The sequence below is a fragment of the Crocosphaera sp. genome, from assembly GCF_030064895.1.
GTDB lineage: Bacteria > Cyanobacteriota > Cyanobacteriia > Cyanobacteriales > Microcystaceae > Crocosphaera.
Genome location: NZ_JASJEB010000001.1, coordinates 111,538 through 129,262 on the forward strand (window position 1 = coordinate 111,538; position 17,725 = coordinate 129,262).

General features: G+C 35.6%; 12 protein-coding genes and 1 pseudogene. 8 read left to right on the forward strand and 5 right to left on the reverse strand.

Going from position 1 to position 17,725, the window contains the following annotated elements:
- Positions 1-116 precede the first annotated feature (116 nt).
- On the forward strand, positions 117-1,688 hold the full coding sequence (locus QNJ66_RS00555) for an energy transducer TonB (protein ID WP_300501938.1): 1,572 nt from the start codon (positions 117-119) through the stop codon (positions 1,686-1,688).
- Positions 1,689-1,833: 145 nt separating this feature from the next.
- Here the strand turns inward: QNJ66_RS00555 and QNJ66_RS00560 are convergent, their stop codons facing one another.
- Positions 1,834-2,517 carry a hypothetical protein gene (locus tag QNJ66_RS00560; RefSeq protein WP_300501940.1) on the reverse strand — a complete coding sequence of 228 codons (684 nt, stop codon included), beginning with the start codon at positions 2,515-2,517 and terminating at the stop codon, positions 1,834-1,836.
- Positions 2,518-2,638: 121 nt separating this feature from the next.
- Here QNJ66_RS00560 and QNJ66_RS00565 point away from each other — a divergent pair, with 121 nt between their 5' ends.
- The 6 genes and pseudogenes from QNJ66_RS00565 to QNJ66_RS00590 all read left to right on the forward strand — a co-directional run.
- The gene (locus QNJ66_RS00565) at positions 2,639-2,827 is read left to right on the forward strand and encodes a hypothetical protein (RefSeq protein ID WP_300501942.1); all 189 of its coding nucleotides are present in this window, start codon (positions 2,639-2,641) and stop codon (positions 2,825-2,827) included.
- 306 nt (positions 2,828-3,133) lie between these two features.
- Complete coding sequence (locus tag QNJ66_RS00570; RefSeq protein ID WP_300501943.1) at positions 3,134-3,910, forward strand: MinD/ParA family protein; 777 nt, start codon at positions 3,134-3,136, stop codon at positions 3,908-3,910.
- Between the two features lie 17 nt (positions 3,911-3,927).
- Positions 3,928-4,269: a hypothetical protein gene (locus QNJ66_RS00575; RefSeq protein WP_300501945.1), complete on the forward strand. Its 342-nt coding sequence runs from the start codon at positions 3,928-3,930 to the stop codon at positions 4,267-4,269.
- Positions 4,270-4,297: 28 nt separating this feature from the next.
- Positions 4,298-7,192 carry a cyclic nucleotide-binding domain-containing protein gene (locus QNJ66_RS00580; RefSeq protein ID WP_300501946.1) on the forward strand — a complete coding sequence of 965 codons (2,895 nt, stop codon included), beginning with the start codon at positions 4,298-4,300 and terminating at the stop codon, positions 7,190-7,192.
- 153 nt (positions 7,193-7,345) lie between these two features.
- Positions 7,346-9,568, forward strand: coding sequence for an N-6 DNA methylase (locus tag QNJ66_RS00585; RefSeq protein WP_300501948.1), 2,223 nt, complete (start codon positions 7,346-7,348; stop codon positions 9,566-9,568).
- Positions 9,569-9,580: 12 nt separating this feature from the next.
- Positions 9,581-10,705: pseudogene (locus QNJ66_RS00590) on the forward strand (type ISP restriction/modification enzyme); the annotation flags it as partial.
- 17 nt (positions 10,706-10,722) lie between these two features.
- Here QNJ66_RS00590 and QNJ66_RS00595 read toward each other — a convergent pair.
- From QNJ66_RS00595 to QNJ66_RS00610, 4 genes are all read right to left on the reverse strand, one after another.
- Positions 10,723-11,130 (reverse strand): type II toxin-antitoxin system VapC family toxin, encoded by a 408-nt coding sequence (locus QNJ66_RS00595; protein WP_300501950.1) that lies wholly within the window; start codon positions 11,128-11,130, stop codon positions 10,723-10,725.
- A complete protein-coding gene (locus QNJ66_RS00600) occupies positions 11,130-11,354 on the reverse strand; it encodes a DUF2281 domain-containing protein (protein WP_300501951.1) in 225 nt (74 codons plus the stop codon). The genes QNJ66_RS00595 and QNJ66_RS00600 overlap by 1 nt, the downstream gene beginning before the upstream one ends.
- Positions 11,355-11,470: 116 nt before the next feature.
- Positions 11,471-14,449: a UPF0182 family protein gene (locus QNJ66_RS00605; protein WP_300501953.1), complete on the reverse strand. Its 2,979-nt coding sequence runs from the start codon at positions 14,447-14,449 to the stop codon at positions 11,471-11,473.
- A 189-nt stretch (positions 14,450-14,638) separates the two neighbouring features.
- A complete protein-coding gene (locus tag QNJ66_RS00610) occupies positions 14,639-16,024 on the reverse strand; it encodes a cytochrome P450 (RefSeq protein ID WP_300501955.1) in 1,386 nt (461 codons plus the stop codon).
- A 389-nt stretch (positions 16,025-16,413) separates the two neighbouring features.
- Between QNJ66_RS00610 and QNJ66_RS00615 the strand changes: the two genes are divergently transcribed.
- Positions 16,414-17,505: a 30S ribosomal protein S1 gene (locus QNJ66_RS00615; protein WP_300501957.1), complete on the forward strand. Its 1,092-nt coding sequence runs from the start codon at positions 16,414-16,416 to the stop codon at positions 17,503-17,505.
- Positions 17,506-17,725: the final 220 nt, after the last annotated feature.

The window sequence follows — 17,725 nt, forward strand, 5'->3', positions numbered from 1 at the left end:
AGTGAATGAAGTAATTTACGCTCTCACCGTTAAGCTAAGCTGTAGCCGAAGTCGTCTTTTTGCATTTAAGATAGACAAAATAGCAACTACTTTATAAAAACCTAAGTATAACCACTATGGCATCATCCTATTTTAAAAGTGCGCCCCTTGGCATCATTAATTCTAATCTTATCTCTACTGTGGTTTCTGTTGGGCTTCATGGACTAGCTTTATTTTTACTGCTTCCCTATGCTACTAATTTACCCAAATCTGAACCAGAAGTATCAGAATCAGGACCGATTAATGTTCCCCTAATTGAATTAAACCCGAACGAACAAAATCGCCTCCCTGATCAAAACGCAGGTTTATCAACCATGCCAGAGTTTCCTAATTCTAGTTTAGGGGATCTACCTATGCTCGATTCTCCCTCTTTAGGATCTTCTTTACCCAACAATTTTAATAATTTACCCGCACCTCCGGCTTTACCCCCTTTACCTCCTCTTAATTCTCAAAATAACTATAATAGAATTCCTATTGCTCTGCCTCCACGACGTTCTTTTACCCCTCCTCCTGCACCTATTTCTCGGATTCCTTTACCTCCTCCTTCCCTACAAACCCCAACCCCAAAAACTCCCCCAGTTCCTAACATAGAGAATACGGAAACCCTTGATCCACGTCAAAATATTGATTTTGGCGATGCAACTCCCCCTAAACCTAATAATCCACTGTTTCAACCAGATCGCCCTAATACACAAAATCCTGTAGCTACTAACCCTCGATTACCCGTTCAGCCTAATAACCCTCCCATATCCCGTAATTCCAATAACACCACGGACCGACAGGAACAAATTATTAAGAATCTTTTACAAGATACTTTAAGAGGAGCGGAGAATTTAACCTACAATGCTCAAGGAACCACCAGACAAGAAGCGAGACGCAGGGATCTCGAATGGATGCAGCAAACCGGAGTTACTTTAAAAAATCAAACGATGAATATTAAAGGAACCTATCCAAAAGCTGCTTGTAACCTGAAATTAGAAGGAACTGCCATTTACAATGTTGCTGTTAATAGTAATGGACAATTAGAAAAACCTCCTTTTATGACTCAAAGTTCAGGTTATGGCCTTTTGAATAATCAGGGATTACAACAAGTACGCGCCCTCAGTTTTACTCAACCAACAAGAGTTAGAGTATCCTTCAAATACGACCCCAAAATCTGTGGAACTGGTGTTGTTGAAAGGGAAAGAAACCCTCAACCTCAACCCCAACCTACAACTTCTCCAACGGAAAATAAGACCCCTCAACCTCAACCTCAACCCACAACTTCTCCAACAGAAAATAAAACTCCTCAACCTCAACCTCAACCTCAACCCACAACTTCTCCAACAGAAAATAAAACTCCTCAACCTCAACCTCAACCTCAACCCACGACTTCTCCAACAGAAAATAAAACCCCTCAACCTCAACCTCAACCCACAACTTCTCCAACAGAAAATAAAACCCCTCAACCTCAACCTCAACCCACAACTTCTCCAACGGAAAATAAAACCCCTCAACCTCAACCTCAACCCACAACTTCTCCAACAGAAAATAAAACTCCTCAACCTAAAAATCCATCTAATACCCCAGCAGAAAGCAACCCTAACGCCAATTCTCCTTCAACTCCTAAATTAGATGGGGCAGTTGCACCACCTGCTGGTAGAAAGTAGACCAAGAAGTGTGGGGAGTGTGGGAAGCAAAGAATAATAATATTTTGCTCCCCTATCTCCCAGTCTCCCAGTCTCCCAGTCTCCCAGTCTCCCAGTCTCCCAGTCTCCCCCTCTCCCCCTCTCCCCAGACAAAATTTTAGGAAGACTAGGGACGTTGTTTCTTGCCCTCAGATAGTTGTTTCCCGGAATTATTAGTTTGACGTTGAGCAGAATGATTATAGAGTTGTTGGCGGCCATTGCGAACCACTCCTAACATTTCACCTAATTCCTGTTCTAGACGGGTGAGAACTGCATCTGCGTATTCGTCAGCACCTTCTTGAATTTGTTGTGCTTCGCGGACACTTTTATGATAAAGCTGTTCTATCTCTCCATTGGACATCTGTCGTTGTTGCTCAATTTCAGCCATGGTTTGAGCTTGGATAGCTTCACATTCGCTTTGTACTTGTTGGCGAATTTGATTGGCCTCATGTTGCGCTTGTTGAATAATTCCTGATTCGTCTAAAATTTCTGCTGCTTCTTGTTGCGCTTGTTGGATAATACGTTGTGCATAAGCTTCTGCATTGGCCATAATTTCTTGTTTTTGTTGAAGAACCTGTAATGCTTTTGTTATGGCCTCAGGAATCTTAGTCCCAATGAATTCTAGTTGTTCTAATACTTTATCCTCATCGATAATTGTCCATCTTGAAACTGGAATATGGAAACTCTCATAAATGACCTCCTGGAGGCGAGACAATTCTTGTTGAATGTCAAAATCAGCCTCTCTAGAAGAACTGGTGTTGTTATGTTGAGGATTTATAGAAGTGTTTGGGGAAGAATTGCGACGTGCCATAAGTAAGAATTAATATATTATCTTTATGATAAGAGTTTATCAACAACTATTGGTAAAATTCAGATTTATCCAAGCGAATTAGTTGTTATTCCTATTCTGTTGAACAAAAAAAGGAAAATCCATGAATAATCAAAATCAAAATCAGTGTTCTCATTTAACAACAATGGGACTTAGTGTCGCAACCCTTCCTGTCTTGGTAGGGTTAATGATGATGAAAACCGTTGGCCAAGATTTGTTAGAGTGGGGGCAAGAAAGTGAAGAAATATTTAGAGGCGATCGCTTACCTCTGCTGAATTTTCCCCACGATTAATCAAAGTTGGTAAGGTGTTAATTTTTGCTTAAAGGGTTGTTTAACTAGGACATGATAATTTGTGCCAGATTTTTGGGAAGACTATTAATGTTAGGGCGATCACTGGAAGCGTGTAATACTAGGCACAATAGAGCCAAAGTGTTAGCCAATCAAGCGGTAGGCTAGATCAAGAAGAAACTAGGTAGTCCCAAAATTCAGGCTATATTCTCTTCTCTCAGGTATTGATCTACTGAATCTAGGAAATAGTCTACCTGGTTTCTGAACCTGCACCCAATAACTTATTTAATCTGATTAAAACACCTTATTATGACCCAAATTGTTTCTATCCATTCTTATCGCGGTGGAACAGGAAAATCTAATATGACGGCTAACCTAGCTACCACCATGGCCATGTTAGGTAAGCGTGTGGGTATTGTTGATACCGATATCCAATCTCCAGGAATTCACATTCTTTTTCGCCTAGATGAAACAAAAATTAACAAGACTCTCAATGATTATCTTTGGGATGATGATTGCTCGGCAGAACAAATTGCTTATGATGTCAGTTATGTCCTAGATCACCCCAGTGGGGTTGCGGCTAACCCTAACGGGAAAATCTTTTTGATTCCTTCGAGTATGAAAAGTGAAGATATTGCCACTATTCTTAGCGAAGGGTACGACGTAGAGTTGCTGCAACAAGGGTTTTATGAGGTGGGAGATACCTTAGAGTTAGATTATCTCTTTGTGGATACTCACCCGGGTTTAAACGAGGAAACCTTACTTTCTATTGGTTTATCTAGTGCCTTGGTGATTATTTTACGACCAGACCAACAAGACTATTTAGGAACGGCGGTTATTGTCGAGGTGGCCAGGGAATTAGAAGTGCCGAAAATGTTATTAGTGGTGAATAAAGTTTTACCTGACATCGATTTTGGTGTTTTGAAAGATAAGGTTCATGAAACCTATCAATTGCCTGTAGTAGGTATTTTACCCTTATCTACGGAGATGTTACGGTTAGGAAGTCAAGGTTTGTTTTGTTTACAACATCCGGACCATCCATTAACAAAGGAAGTGCAACGCATTGCTTCCAATATTCAAGGTTAATTCTAGAGGACATTATTATGGCTAAATTTTCAAAAGATAAGTCCTCTGGTTCCTCTGGTTTATCTTTGCGTGAGTTGCAAAAGTTGCCGAAAGAAGAACAGCATTTAATTAATTGGATTCGTCGGCAAAAGCAACCCAGTTTACTCGATATTGCGATCCATCTTTGTCAAGATGAAGAAACGGCCTTGAACGCCTTGCAACCTTTATTAGAAAAGGGATTTGTCGAAGAAACTATTGTGGAAGAAGAACGCCATTATCGCGTTACTTATCCCCCGAAAAAAGGCAAATCTCTGTTTAAAAAGTTGGCCGACAAAAAAAAGGCTAAACAAGCATCTTCAGAAAGCTCAACAGATTCATAATTTAGTATTTCATTTTTTTTAAAATCCCATGTTAGCTAATATTCCCGAAAAAGTAATGCACCGGGTAAGATTTGTCTTAGCTTGTTGCTGGCTAATTCTCATTTTTTCCCTCTTTTATGATCCTATTTCTCCTTGGTTAACCAATTTTGATACAAGTTGGAGTCCGTTTCAATTAAGTCCTGATATTAATAATATTGATAGTTGTATTAAGGTTCAAGGGGTTTGTTTACAAGAAGAACCTTATGGTTTAGGAGCTTCTTTTTTTTGGGGTTTAATTGTTCCTAGTGGCGTGTTTATGTTGTTAATTTTTGGTCATGAATTTTGGCGGAGAATTTGTCCATTGGGCTTTATGTCCCAAACATTTCGCTTTTTAGGAAAGCAGCGACAAAAAAAACGGGTTGATAAAAAAACAGGAAAAACTCATTATGAGTTAGTCAAAATTAAAAGTAATTCTTGGTTAGGTAAAAATTATTTAAAATTGCAAATAGGGTTACTTTATGTTGGGGTTTGTGGTCGTCTTTTATTTTATGATTCCCATCGTATTATTTTAGGATCTTTCCTCTTATTTACTATTGCTTCTGCTATTTTAGTGGGCTATCTTTATGCAGGGAAAACTTGGTGTCAATATTTTTGTCCCATGGCCCCGGTGCAAGCGTTTTATGGAGAACCAAGAGGACTTTTAAATAGTGTTGCTCACGAAGGACAAAAAACTTTAATTACACAATCAATGTGTCGTCGTACTAATGCTGATGGGACGGAAAATAGTGCTTGTGTTGCTTGTAATAGTCCTTGTGTTGATATCGATGCTGAACGGTCTTATTGGGATGCTATGAAAAAGCCTGACTACAAGTTATTGTACTATAGTTATGCTGGTTTAGTGGTCGGTTTTTTCCTATATTACTATCTTTATTCAGGAAGTTGGGCTTATCTTTTGTCTGGGGCTTGGACTCATCAGGAAAATCAGTTAGAGTTATTATTTTCTCCAGGATTTTATATTTTTAATACGGCTATTCCTATTCCTCGATTAATTGCAGCACCTTTAACAGTTGCTGTTTCTATGACTTTGAGTTATTTTTTGGGAATACAATTAGAAAAAATTTATAAAAGCTATCAGTTAAAGCGTAATCCGGCACTGAATAATCAACAAATACAGCACCATATTTTCACGTTAACTACCTTTTGGGTGTTCAATTTTTTCTTTATTTTTGCAGGACGTTCTTATATTTATAAGTTTCCTATCCAAGTTCAATATTTGTTTAATTTGGGGTTAGTATTGACGAGTAGTTTATGGTTGTATCGTACTTGGTCAAGAAGTTCTGAACGTTATTCTCGGGAAAGTTTAGCTAACCGATTAAGGAAACAGTTAACTCGTTTACAAGTTGATGTTTCTCGCTTCTTGGAAGGTCGTTCTTTGGACTTATTAAGTGCAGACGAAGTTTATGTTTTAGCTAAAATTATTCCTGGTTTTACTGGTGATAAACGTCTGGAAGCCTATAAAGGAATTTTACGAGATTCATTGGAAGAAGGCTATGTCAACTCTGCCAGTAGTTTAGAAGTATTGCAACAAATGCGGGGAGAATTAGGAATTAGTGAGCAAGAACACTTGACTATTTTAACCGAATTAGGGGTAGAAGATCCCGATTTATTAGATCCTACTCAACAACGTTCTCGTGAAAATCAATTGCGTTTACAAAGTTTCCGTCAACGCATTCGGGGGATGGTTGGTAGTAAACGGAGACGGGGTGCAAAAGGGTTGGGAAGAGAATTATTAAAGGTAGTTAAAAAAGAAAAAGCGATCAGTGATGTTTTAGATAAGGAAGGGGGAAGCGTTGAATCTTTATCACGGGAATATGGGATAACTTTAGAAGAAGAAAAGCAAATTATTGCTAATCTAGACGAAGATTCTCAACTAAAACGTCGTAGTCAACTTCTCTTACAACAATTACAAGATTTGTATGATATTGAACTCGCTTTATTGTATCCTCCTGACGTTTTAAACATACCCCATTTACGGAAAGGTTTAGAAATTTTACGCAATACTGTTGCTCAAAAACAGCAAGTTATTGCTAAGGGTGTACTGACAATCTTGGAACAATGGGACTCGGGAACAGAACAAACTCGTTTAGCATTAGCTTTGGCAACATTAACCCCCAATGTGTTACCTAGTCTCTTAGAAAATAATGAGCAAAAATGGTCTGAAAGATTAAGTGATGTTTACTTATCTCGTCTGCAACAACAGTTAAAATTAGCCGAATCAATTCCTCCTAAAGTTTCTACAAATTTAATGATCGCTTATTTAGAAACTTTACTATCAGAACCGGACTCTTTAACCAAAACTGTCAGTCTTTATCTCTTAAATAAACTAGACAAAGAACGGGGTAAACAACAAGCGCGTCAACTATTAGATTCTTATTTGATGTTGAATCCTTCTTTAAAAGAAACTGCACAACAAATTATTAATGATACAGGAGAACAAGATAGTAAGGTTATTACTCCTTTGGAAAGACTTTTATATCTATCGAGCTGTGATTTATTAAAGGGTTTAAAAGCAGAAAGTTTGATGGAATTATCTTATCAAGTTCCTATTAAAGAGTATAATCAATCGGAAATACTTTGGGAACAAGGAGACATTACTAAAGACTTATTTTTACTGTTAGATGGAAAAGTTGAACGTCAACAAATAGAAGAAGATGAAACAGTAATTGTTGATGAAGTTGAACCTGTAAATTTCTTGAATAAGTTAGAGATTTTGGGTAATTTAGAAGCAGTTACAACGGTTATGATTGCTTCTTCTAAAGCTTGTTTTTTGGTCATTGAAGGAACCATTCTTGATGAATTGATTGAACAAGACAAACGGTTTGCTCGTACCGTTATTGAAGAAGAAAGTCGTCAACTACAACAGTTACAACAGTTAGCAAATTAGAAGTTTGTAGAGGCTTAATATTATTAAGCCCTTTTTGTAACAATTATTCTTATTAAAAAATATATTGTATTCAGTCCCATTATAAAAGTATGGTACTGTAGAAGTGTAATGAACAGTAACACAGATATCCTATCTGTTACAAGCTAGAAGCTTGTGCTACAATTATCACTAATTATTGATGGTTGCATGAATTTTACTCACTATTTACAAGAATTACAAAATAATCTCACCAGAGGGAGTGAAAGAACCCATTATCCTGCTTTAAAAAATTTAGTTGATAGTGGAATGTTAGGGATTATTACTACCATAGAAGAAACAGGAAATCAAGCAGGAATCCCAGATTTTACAGTTAGAAAAAATGATAATTTAGTGGGTTATATTGAAGCAAAGAAAATAGGAGAAAATCTCGATAAAATTGAGGAAACAGAACAGTTACAGCGTTATTTTGGGTCAGCTATTGGAGAGAATTTAATTTTAACTAATTATTTAGAGTTTCGTTGGTATCTGGATGGAAAATTACAGTTAAAAACAACATTGGCAACAGTAGAAAAAAATCAGATTATTCCTGTTGATGATGCCGCTAAAACAGAAGAATTAATCTTATCTTTTCTCAATTTTACTGAAAAAGTTATCAATGATTACTATGATTTAGCTTATCAAATGGCTGCTTTGACAAAAGCAATTAGATATGGTATTGAAGAAGCGTTAAAATTTGAAGCTGAACAAGGAGAATTGACAAAAATTAAGTTATTATTTCGGGATTTATTGTTACCTGATTTAGATAATAGTAACTTTGCTGATATGTATGCTCAAACTATTGCTTATGGGTTATTTACTGCAAGGGTTGGTCATGCACAAAACCCAGGTCAAGGGATGTTTACTCGCAAGACAGCGAGTATTTATATTAGTGATAAAATACCTTTTTTACAAGGTTTATTTAGGACAGTTATTGAAACAGATATTATCAGTACAATTAATTGGGTAATTGATAAATTAGTTGAGTTTTTAGCTAAAGTTGATATGAGTAATATCTTAGAAAACTTTGGTAGAGAAACCAGACAAGAAGATCCTGTAGTGCATTTCTATGAGACGTTTTTGGGTGCGTATGAAGCATCTTTAAGAAAGAGTCGAGGGGTTTATTATACTCCCGAACCTGTGGTATCTTTTATTGTGAAAGCAGTTAATGATTTATTGGATAAAGAGTTTGATTTAGATGATGGTTTAGGGAGTCGTAAAGTAACAATTTTAGATCCGGCAACGGGTACAGGAACGTTTTTATATGAAGTGATTAAACAAATTAGACGTAACTTTGAAAAGTATGGTGTTAACCGATGGAATGAGTTATTACGAGATAAAAAAGTGTTACAGAGATTATATGGTTTTGAGTTGTTAATGACTCCCTATACTATTGCTCATTTAAAGTTAGCATTATTATTAGAAAACTTAGGTTATCGTTTTAAAGATAAGGAAAGATTGAATATTTATTTAACTAATGCGTTAGAAGAAGGGGTGAAAAAGTCGGAGGTTTTATTAGGTAAATATATCTCAGAAGAAGCAAATAAAGCAGCAGCAGTTAAGACAGAAATTCCTATTTATGTTGTCTTAGGAAACCCTCCTTATTCTGGCCGTTCTCAAAATCCAAGTAAACGGGAAAGAAAGATTAATGAGGATACAAAATATTTAGAAGATATAAAATACACTGGTGAAGTTTGGAACAAGGTTTATAAAACAGGAAAAGCAGGAAAAACTATTACAGAATTAACTCATATTGGAGAACTTTTGGAAAGATATAAAGGTAGGGTAAGATTAGAAGGAGAAAGGAATATTCAACCTTTAGATGATGATTATATTAAGTTTATTCGTTTTGCACACGATCAAATTGAAAAAACAGGTCATGGTATTATAGGATTTATTACTAATCATTCTTATATTAATGGGTTAATTCATCGGGGAATGAGAGAGGAGTTATTAAAGTCTTTTGATAGTCTATATATTATTGATTTACATGGTAATTCTTTGTTAAAGGAAACTACACCAGAAGGAGAAGTTGATCAAAATGTTTTTGATATTCAGCAAGGTGTTGCTATTTTAATTGCTATTAGTAAAAAGAGTCATCCTGATTATTTTTCAACAGTGTATAAAAAGAGAGATGACGATAAATTATATGGAGATATTTTTTATTATGATTTATGGGGAAAACGAGAAGATAAATATAAGTTTTTGGATGAGATGAATATTAATAATATTGAATGGGTAAAATTAAATCCCAGTCATCCTAATTTTTTCTTTTCTCCTAAAGATTTTGATTTAGAAGAAGAGTATACAAAAGGATGGAGTGTTAAAGATATTTTTCCAGTTTATTCTAATCCATTATAAACAGGAAAAGATGAGATATTCATCAAATTTGATATTCAGTTTCTTATCGAAAATATTGAAAAATTATGCGACAAAAATTTATCTGATCAAGAAATTTCAGAGATGTATCAAATCCCTTTGTATTCAGAAAATTGGAATTTTTTTAAATACAGAAAAATTTTAATAAATGAAGGATTAAACCTTGATTTATTAACTTCTATTTATTATCGTCCATTTGATAATCGCTTCACATATTATCATAGAATTTTAAGAAGAATGCAAGAAAAAGTTTTAAAGAATTTACTATTAGAAAATTTAGGTTTATTAGCTATGAGACAAGTAGCTTCAGGAGATGATCAATATACACATTTTATTGTTTGTACTCACATAGTTGATAATCGTAGCTGTTTTAGTAATAGAGGAAGACCAAGTGTTTTTCCTCTTTATATTTACCCAGATACAGAAAATCAACAAACTAACTTATTTGAAGAAAAAAAACCTAACCTATCCCCAAACTTTCTAAAAGCTATCAAAGAAAAATTAGGATATATTCCCACACCCGAAAACATCTTTTATAGCAGTCGCCAAAGCTATTAGGACATTTTTCTGTTCCCTGTTCCCTGTTCCCTGTTCCCTTAAAATATAATTTATGTGTCCTAACTAGCCTGTCTATTGCTATATTATGCTTATGCAGTGTTTCATTCTCCTACCTATCGTCAAAGGTATGCAGAGTTTCTCAAAATAGACTTTCCTCGTCTTCCCCTCACCAAAAATAATAAACTATTCACCACATTAGCAAAAAAAGGAGAAACCTTAGTTAACCTGCATTTAATGAAATCTGATCAATTAAATAATCTTATTACCCAATACCAAGGAGACGAAGAAAACCAAGTTACCCAAGTTAAATATAGTCCCCAAAAACAACAAGTTTCTATCAATAAAAATTGTCACTTTATAGGTATCCCCGAAAACATCTGGGAATTTAAAATAGGAGGATATCAAGTCTTAGATAAATGGTTAAAAGATAGGAAAAAAGCTAAACGGAAACTTTCCCCTGATGACATTATCCACTATCAAAAAATTGTTGTTGCTTTAAAAAATACCAGAGAAATAATGCAGGAAATTGATACAATAATTCCCAACTTTCCTATAGAATGAATTAAATATTGCATTTTTTACCAAATTACTTTAATATTAGATAAAGCCTGAATTTTTAAATCACGAGTAATCAATGGTAACTGCAAATATAAAGCAGTAGCAGCAATAATTCTATCAGGCATTTCAGGGACAACCATTCTATCAACTTCTTGAAGGGTTAGAGAAATATTTTTATCTAAAGGAACAAGAAAAAGATTAACCTGAGAACTTTCCATAGCTTTCAACACTCTGGTTAATACTTCTGGAGAAATTCTTCCTTTTTCCACTAAATAAATAATCTCAATCAAAGAAATAGCAGAAACATAAATAAACTCATTATTATTAACAGCATTATCTAACCGAGTTAAGGCTGTATCCGATAGCTTATTTAAGTCAAATACATACCAAATCAACACATGGGTATCAATGACAAGTCCTGTCATCATTATAATTCCTCTCTGGGAAAATTAGACCACATCTCTTGTCGAAGTTGTTGTATTTCTTCTTCAGTAATGTCAACTTTTAAGTCATCACAAAGTCCCCGAATACTGGTTAAAGTTGGTTTACTTATAGATTTTTGTGATAAAAAGTCAGCAAAATCTAATAATTCTTGTTGTTTATCTATTGGTAATTGTTTGAGTTTATTTAATAGTAATTGTTCCAGGGTCATTTTATCATGGCGATTTGATAGATAAATAGTAACATAGTCTTCGAGACTGTAACAATGAGTATACTTCTTTTATCCATCCATTTGACGTGTAACGTTATCCGTCAAGTTTTATCATTTTATTGAGGAATAATAATCTCTTCATCTGGATCGAGTTCTCGAATAATAGTAGAAGAATCGACTTTTTCTGGTTCAAAAATAGAAGTTAATGCTTCATCTAGGGTTTCTGACATCACAATTTGATTTTCGTAAGCAACAATAACCCTTGCTAAAGTAGGTAAGCTATTTTGTTCCGCTTCTAAATATAAAGGTTCCACATAAAGTAAAGATTGTTCTGCAAAGAAAGGTATCACTAATAAGTTACCTTGAATTACTCGTGATCCTTGACGGTTCCAAAGAGAAATTTGTTGAGAAATAACGGGATCTTGATTAATTAATGCTTCGATTTGTTCTGGTCCATAAATAACCCTTTGTTTAGGTAATTCAAGCAATAACATCTTACCATAGTTATCTCCATCAGAACGAGCAAATAAACCAGCAATTAAGTTATTTCGACTGGTGGGTGTATAAACACTAAATAAGATAAATTCTTGTGCTTCATTGGTAACACTCATTAATAAGTAATAAGGTTCAATTGGTTGTTGATTTTCTCCATAAATTTCTTGTGGAATACGCCATTGATCTTCTCTATTATAAAATACTTGAGTATCGGTCATGTGATAGGTTAATAAACGCTCTGATTGAGTGTTATATAAATCTTTTGGATAACGAATATGAACCTTGAGAGAAATTGGCATTTCTGACAAAGGTTTAAAAAGAGTAGGGAAAATTTTCTGCCAGGTTTGAATTAATGGATCACTAGGATCAACAATATAGAAATTAAGGTCACCATTATAAGCATCAATAACAATTTTTACCGAATTACGAATATAATTAAACGGGCGATCACCTGGTTCAGAATAAGGATAGCGATTGCTGGTAGTATAAGCATCAATTATCCAATATAAACTGGTTGATTCTAGTTTATCTTTAACTTTAGCCGTTACTAAATAAGGATCACGATCAAAGCGTAAAAAAGGCGCAATCATTCTCATTCTCCGATTAATATTACGGCGAATAATCAATCTAGTATCAGGTTTAAAATTACGAGTAAAAATCATTTGCCAATCTTTTAAATAATTAGCAAATAGTAGTCTTCTTGTCCAATTTTTTAATTCAATTCCTCCTCTACCATCATAAACGTTATAAACATTCTCTTGACCACTAGGATAGTCTAATTCTTTAACTTTTGTATTGGTCATAATATAAGTATCAGTTGACTCTCCAAAGTAAATTCTAGGATTATCAATAGGAATACTATCTCGAATATTATCATTAGAAGTTTGTAACTCTCCTGAATTATTTTCTGTGCCAATATTCTGCACAAAATAGAAAGGTAAACCACCTTGAGCAACTTGATTAACTGGGGATAAAGTGAACCCATAACCATGAGTATAAACTAAGTGTTGATTAACCCAAGTTTTTGCTTGTTCTGGTACTTCGTTATAATCTAACTCTCTGGCAGCAATTAATACCTGTTGCTTTGCTTTACTCAGTGATTTTGCATCATTTTTAACGGCAATTCTATAACGGTCAATATCTGCATCATTAAACTTATAGTAGAGGCGTAATTGTTGTAATTGACGGTTGGTTTGTAGCAGTGGACGGGAATCCCAAAGTCTAATATTATTAATAGTAAAACTATTTTTATCTAAAGATTCTTCTGTTAAGCTCCCTGTTCCTTGAAGGGTTTCTACAGAAATTTTGTCTAAACCAAAAGCGTGACGAGTTAACTCTATACTACGTTCAATATAAGGAGTCTCTCTGTCTAATTCATTGGGTTCTACTATCAAACTTTGTACTGTTTGTTGACCAAAAAATGATATAATTATAACAGTTAAATAAATTAAAAATGGTAAAGGAGAAAAAGGAATATTCCTGAATTTAGGTGGTTTTAATAAACCAATTTTAGTATAGCGTCCCCATCCTGTTATGCCCTTAATGAGCAACCATAATGAAATGAGAATAGCGAGAATAGTAGCGATACTATAAACAGGTAAAAGAAAGTGAATATCTGTATAACTTGCTCCAAAAACAACTCCTTTCGTAGAATATAATAGCTGATACCTTGCTAACCAATGATAGAGTCCAACAACAGACATAAGAAGTCCACCCAAAATATATAAATGGCGGAGTTGAATACGAGAAAATCCAGGAAATTTACCCTGGGATAAACTATTAGCTGATAATAAATAAGTGAGACTTACTATAATAAATCCCAGTAAAAATAATCCACCTAACCAAAAATTTACTAATCGCCAAAAAGAAAGAGTAAAAATATAAAAACTGACATCTAGACTAAATTGGGGATCAATTTCCCCAAAACTGGTGGGATAAAAATACTGCAAAATTCTTGTCCAGTTTCCTGATAAAACTAAACCAAATATCATACTAAAAGCTAAAGATATTATCCTTAAACATAATTGATTATTAACAAAAATAAATATAATAATTCCTCCAATAATTCCTGCTTTCCATAATTGATTTCTGACTTGAGAAAAAATTTTCGCAACAGAATCTAAAAAGAAGGGAGTGGGTAGAGGAGGAGTAATATTAGGTAAGGTAAAATCTGGTGTCCAAACACTATAAGCCACTTCACTATAATAAAGTAGCATGAATCCCATTAAACAGCTTAAACTAACAATAACAATAATTAACCAGAAAAGACCAAAAGAACGAGATTCAGGGATTAATTTTGGTGTTGTTTTTTTTAGAGATTTACGCCTTTTTTTATTCTTAGTAGTAATTGGGGGAATAAAATGCCATTCATGACGTTTTGCTTGACGTAAATTTCCCCATAAGAACCACCAGGAAACACTACTAATGATAGCCCATAAACCCAACTGCCATAATAATTGTTTGACAAAAATATCTAGATAACCAACTTCTTGAAACCAAAGTCTCTCCACAATAACATGAGAGACTAATTCTAATATTAAGCCAATGCCTAATAAAAAAGTAAGAAATTTAGTTAGGTAAGAGTTCAAAATTTTAGACATGACTAGGTTTTCAATTAACAATTAATAATTAACAATCAACAATTAACAATTGATTAATTTAAGGTTTAAAACCTCCTAGTTCAAGGGTAAAATTCCAAGATACTCTCAATGTAAATGCTCTCACTTTACGGGAGACATCATTATACATTGAGAGATTGTTAATTGTACATTGTTGAAGAGAAGATATTTTTATCGTCTTGATAATTGCAATTCTGGAGCAATTTTTGGTTGACGTTTGTCTTCTAAAATCATTTTCACCCCCCTGGCCGGTGCTAGAGTGACACCCCGTCTTTTCTGGATTTCGGGTTCGCTATCTGCTAATTTTAATTGATAATGGGACATAATGGTGGCAATGACCAACTTCATCTCAAACTGTGCCAACGCTTCGCCCATACAACGACGGGAACCCCCACCAAAAGGAATAAATTCATAAGGAGTATATTGACGCTCTAAAAACCTTTCAGGCTTAAATTCGTGGGGTTCAGGGTAGATATCCTCACGTTTATGGGTTAAATAAATAGAACTCATCACAATATCTCCAGCTTCAAACTCATAACCTTCAATTTCAACCTTTTCTTCCGCAATTCTAGCGAAGGTAAACATGGCTACAGGGCTCAGTCTTAAGGTTTCATTGCAAACTGCGGTTAAATAGGGTAAACGGAATATTTCCATTCCCTCAGCATCAGGTGAAAGGGTGTTTAACTCCTCCAGTAACCTTTCTTTGACCTTGGGGGTACGATGAAGCCAATATAACACCCAAGACATAGATGTGGCCGTGGTTTCATAACCCGCTAGTAACAATGTCATCAATTCATCCCTTAATTCCTCATCAGTCATCTCTTCCCCATTTTCATCCCTTGCAGCCATTAATAATGAAAGAATATCAGTACGTTTGGGATCTGGATTGCTACGGCGATCGCTAATTTCTGCATAGAGTAAGTCATTGATCTTCTGTCTTTCACGAATAAACCGCCCCCAAGGACTCCATTTTCCCCAATCTTTTTGTAAAAAAGGAAAGAATAACAATGCTGAAGTTACAATAGAGTTAAAATTGTCGAGTAACTGTTTTAGGAGTTGCTGTAACTCCTCATATCTTTCTCCTTCGGTGATGCCAAACACAGCTTGCATCATAACTTGTAAGGAAATGTCTCCCATGAGATTCCTCGCGAGAAAAGGCTCATTTTTCGGCAATTTTTTCATGGCCTCTTCGGTGATCCGACAAGTTAATTCACCATAAGCTTTGAGACGTTCTCCATGAAACGATGGCATCACTAACTGACGACGCTGACGATGGCGATCGCCGTCTATCATAAATACAGAATAGTCCCCCACCAGAGGATGCAAAATATGATTAAATTCACCCGGAGAATTAAACTGTTGGCGATCGCGAGTCAATATATATTGAGAAATCTTCGGATTACTGTTGATAATAACGTTATTAGCAAACCCATTCCCTTGACCCCTAAATAGATCGGGATAACGAGAATGGTTACTTTCTAAATAGCTGGTTGGGTTGAAAATTAAATGTAATTGTTGTATGAACTTAGGGGTTTTCGGAGTGGGAATTGTTTTCATTACTAAACTTATCAAACTTTTTTATACTCTCTCTATTTATGATATAAGCAAATTATTAAATATTTTGAGTTAACCGACTCTTGATAATATAGTAGATGGTATTTTTGCACTACAAGACAAATAATAAATAATATCTCAAAATTGACAATGATCGAGTATAATTATGGGGTGATATGATCAAGAATCTGTATCCTGAAAACTGATTGAAAAAATTACCCTCAATCTTAGCTAGACCGTCCTTGTCACCTTGAGTGAGAAGGATATTCTTCATGGCAGTTAATTCGCTTAGGGAAAGGCTTTCGCTGTCTGACACCCTAAAATTGGAAACTGTACGTTAACAGGAGGCACCGCCAACCATTGGAGATTCAGATATAGGAAAACAAAAGTACATGGTAACTCAGAACACAACAACAAAAGACATTGGTTTCACCCACGAAGACTTCGCGGCTCTGCTCGACAAGTACGATTATCATTTTAGTCCTGGGGATATTGTTCCGGGGACGGTTTTCAGTATGGAACCGAGAGGCGCATTGATTGATATTGGCGCAAAAACTGCTGCCTATATACCCATCCAAGAAATGTCCATTAACCGAGTGGAGGACCCCGAGGAGGTTCTCCAACCCAACGAAACCAGAGAATTTTTCATCCTCACCGATGAAAACGAAGATGGGCAGTTAACCCTATCCATTCGTCGTATTGAGTATATGCGAGCTTGGGAGCGGGTGCGTCAACTACAGGCCGAAGATGCCACCGTGCGGTCTGATGTCTTTGCCACCAACCGAGGCGGTGCCTTGGTGAGAATAGAAGGGTTACGAGGCTTTATTCCTGGATCTCATATTAGCACCCGTGAAGCTAAAGAAGATTTAGTTGGGGAAGTGTTGCCCTTAAAATTTTTAGAAGTGGATGAAGAGCGTAACCGTCTTGTTCTCAGCCATCGTCGTGCGTTGGTAGAACGGAAGATGAACGGTTTAGAAGTGGGTCAAGTGGTAATTGGTTCTGTTAGAGGAATCAAACCCTATGGGGCGTTTATTGATATTGGTGGAGTCAGTGGACTACTACACATTTCTGAGATATCCCACGACCATATTGATACCCCTCACAGCGTCTTTGGGGTCAATGATCAACTAAAAGTGATGATCATCGATCTCGATGCCGAAAGAGGACGTATTTCTTTATCCACCAAACAACTAGAACCGGAAGCCGGTGATATGTTGAAAAATCGGGATTTAGTCTTCGAGAAAGCCGAAGAAATGGCTGAGAAATACCGTCAGAAGCTTTTAGCTGAAGCAGAAGGCAAGGAAGCACCAACTGAAGAAGTTTTAGAGGATGTTCCCTCGGCTTCTGATACAGATGAACCTCAAGAAGAATTAGCAGCCACTGCTACTGCTGAAACTGCTGATACTGATACTGAGGCTGCTGCTGAAACTGAAACTACTGCTGAAACTGAAACTACTGCCACTGCTGCTACTGCCACAGAATAGTAGATAATTTTATGTTTAGACCGCAAGGAAACTACAATTTTAACATGGTTAAGTTGTAAAAGAATTGCGGTCTTATTAATGGATAATGGATAATTAACTGGGAGCATCCCAAAGTTGCAAATTGTCCTTGATTGATAATAGTTGATCTGATTAATTTCCCCCCGTCTCCCCATCTCCCCCTCTCCCCGTCAAACTCCAAGAATAAGTTTTTGGCAAAAAT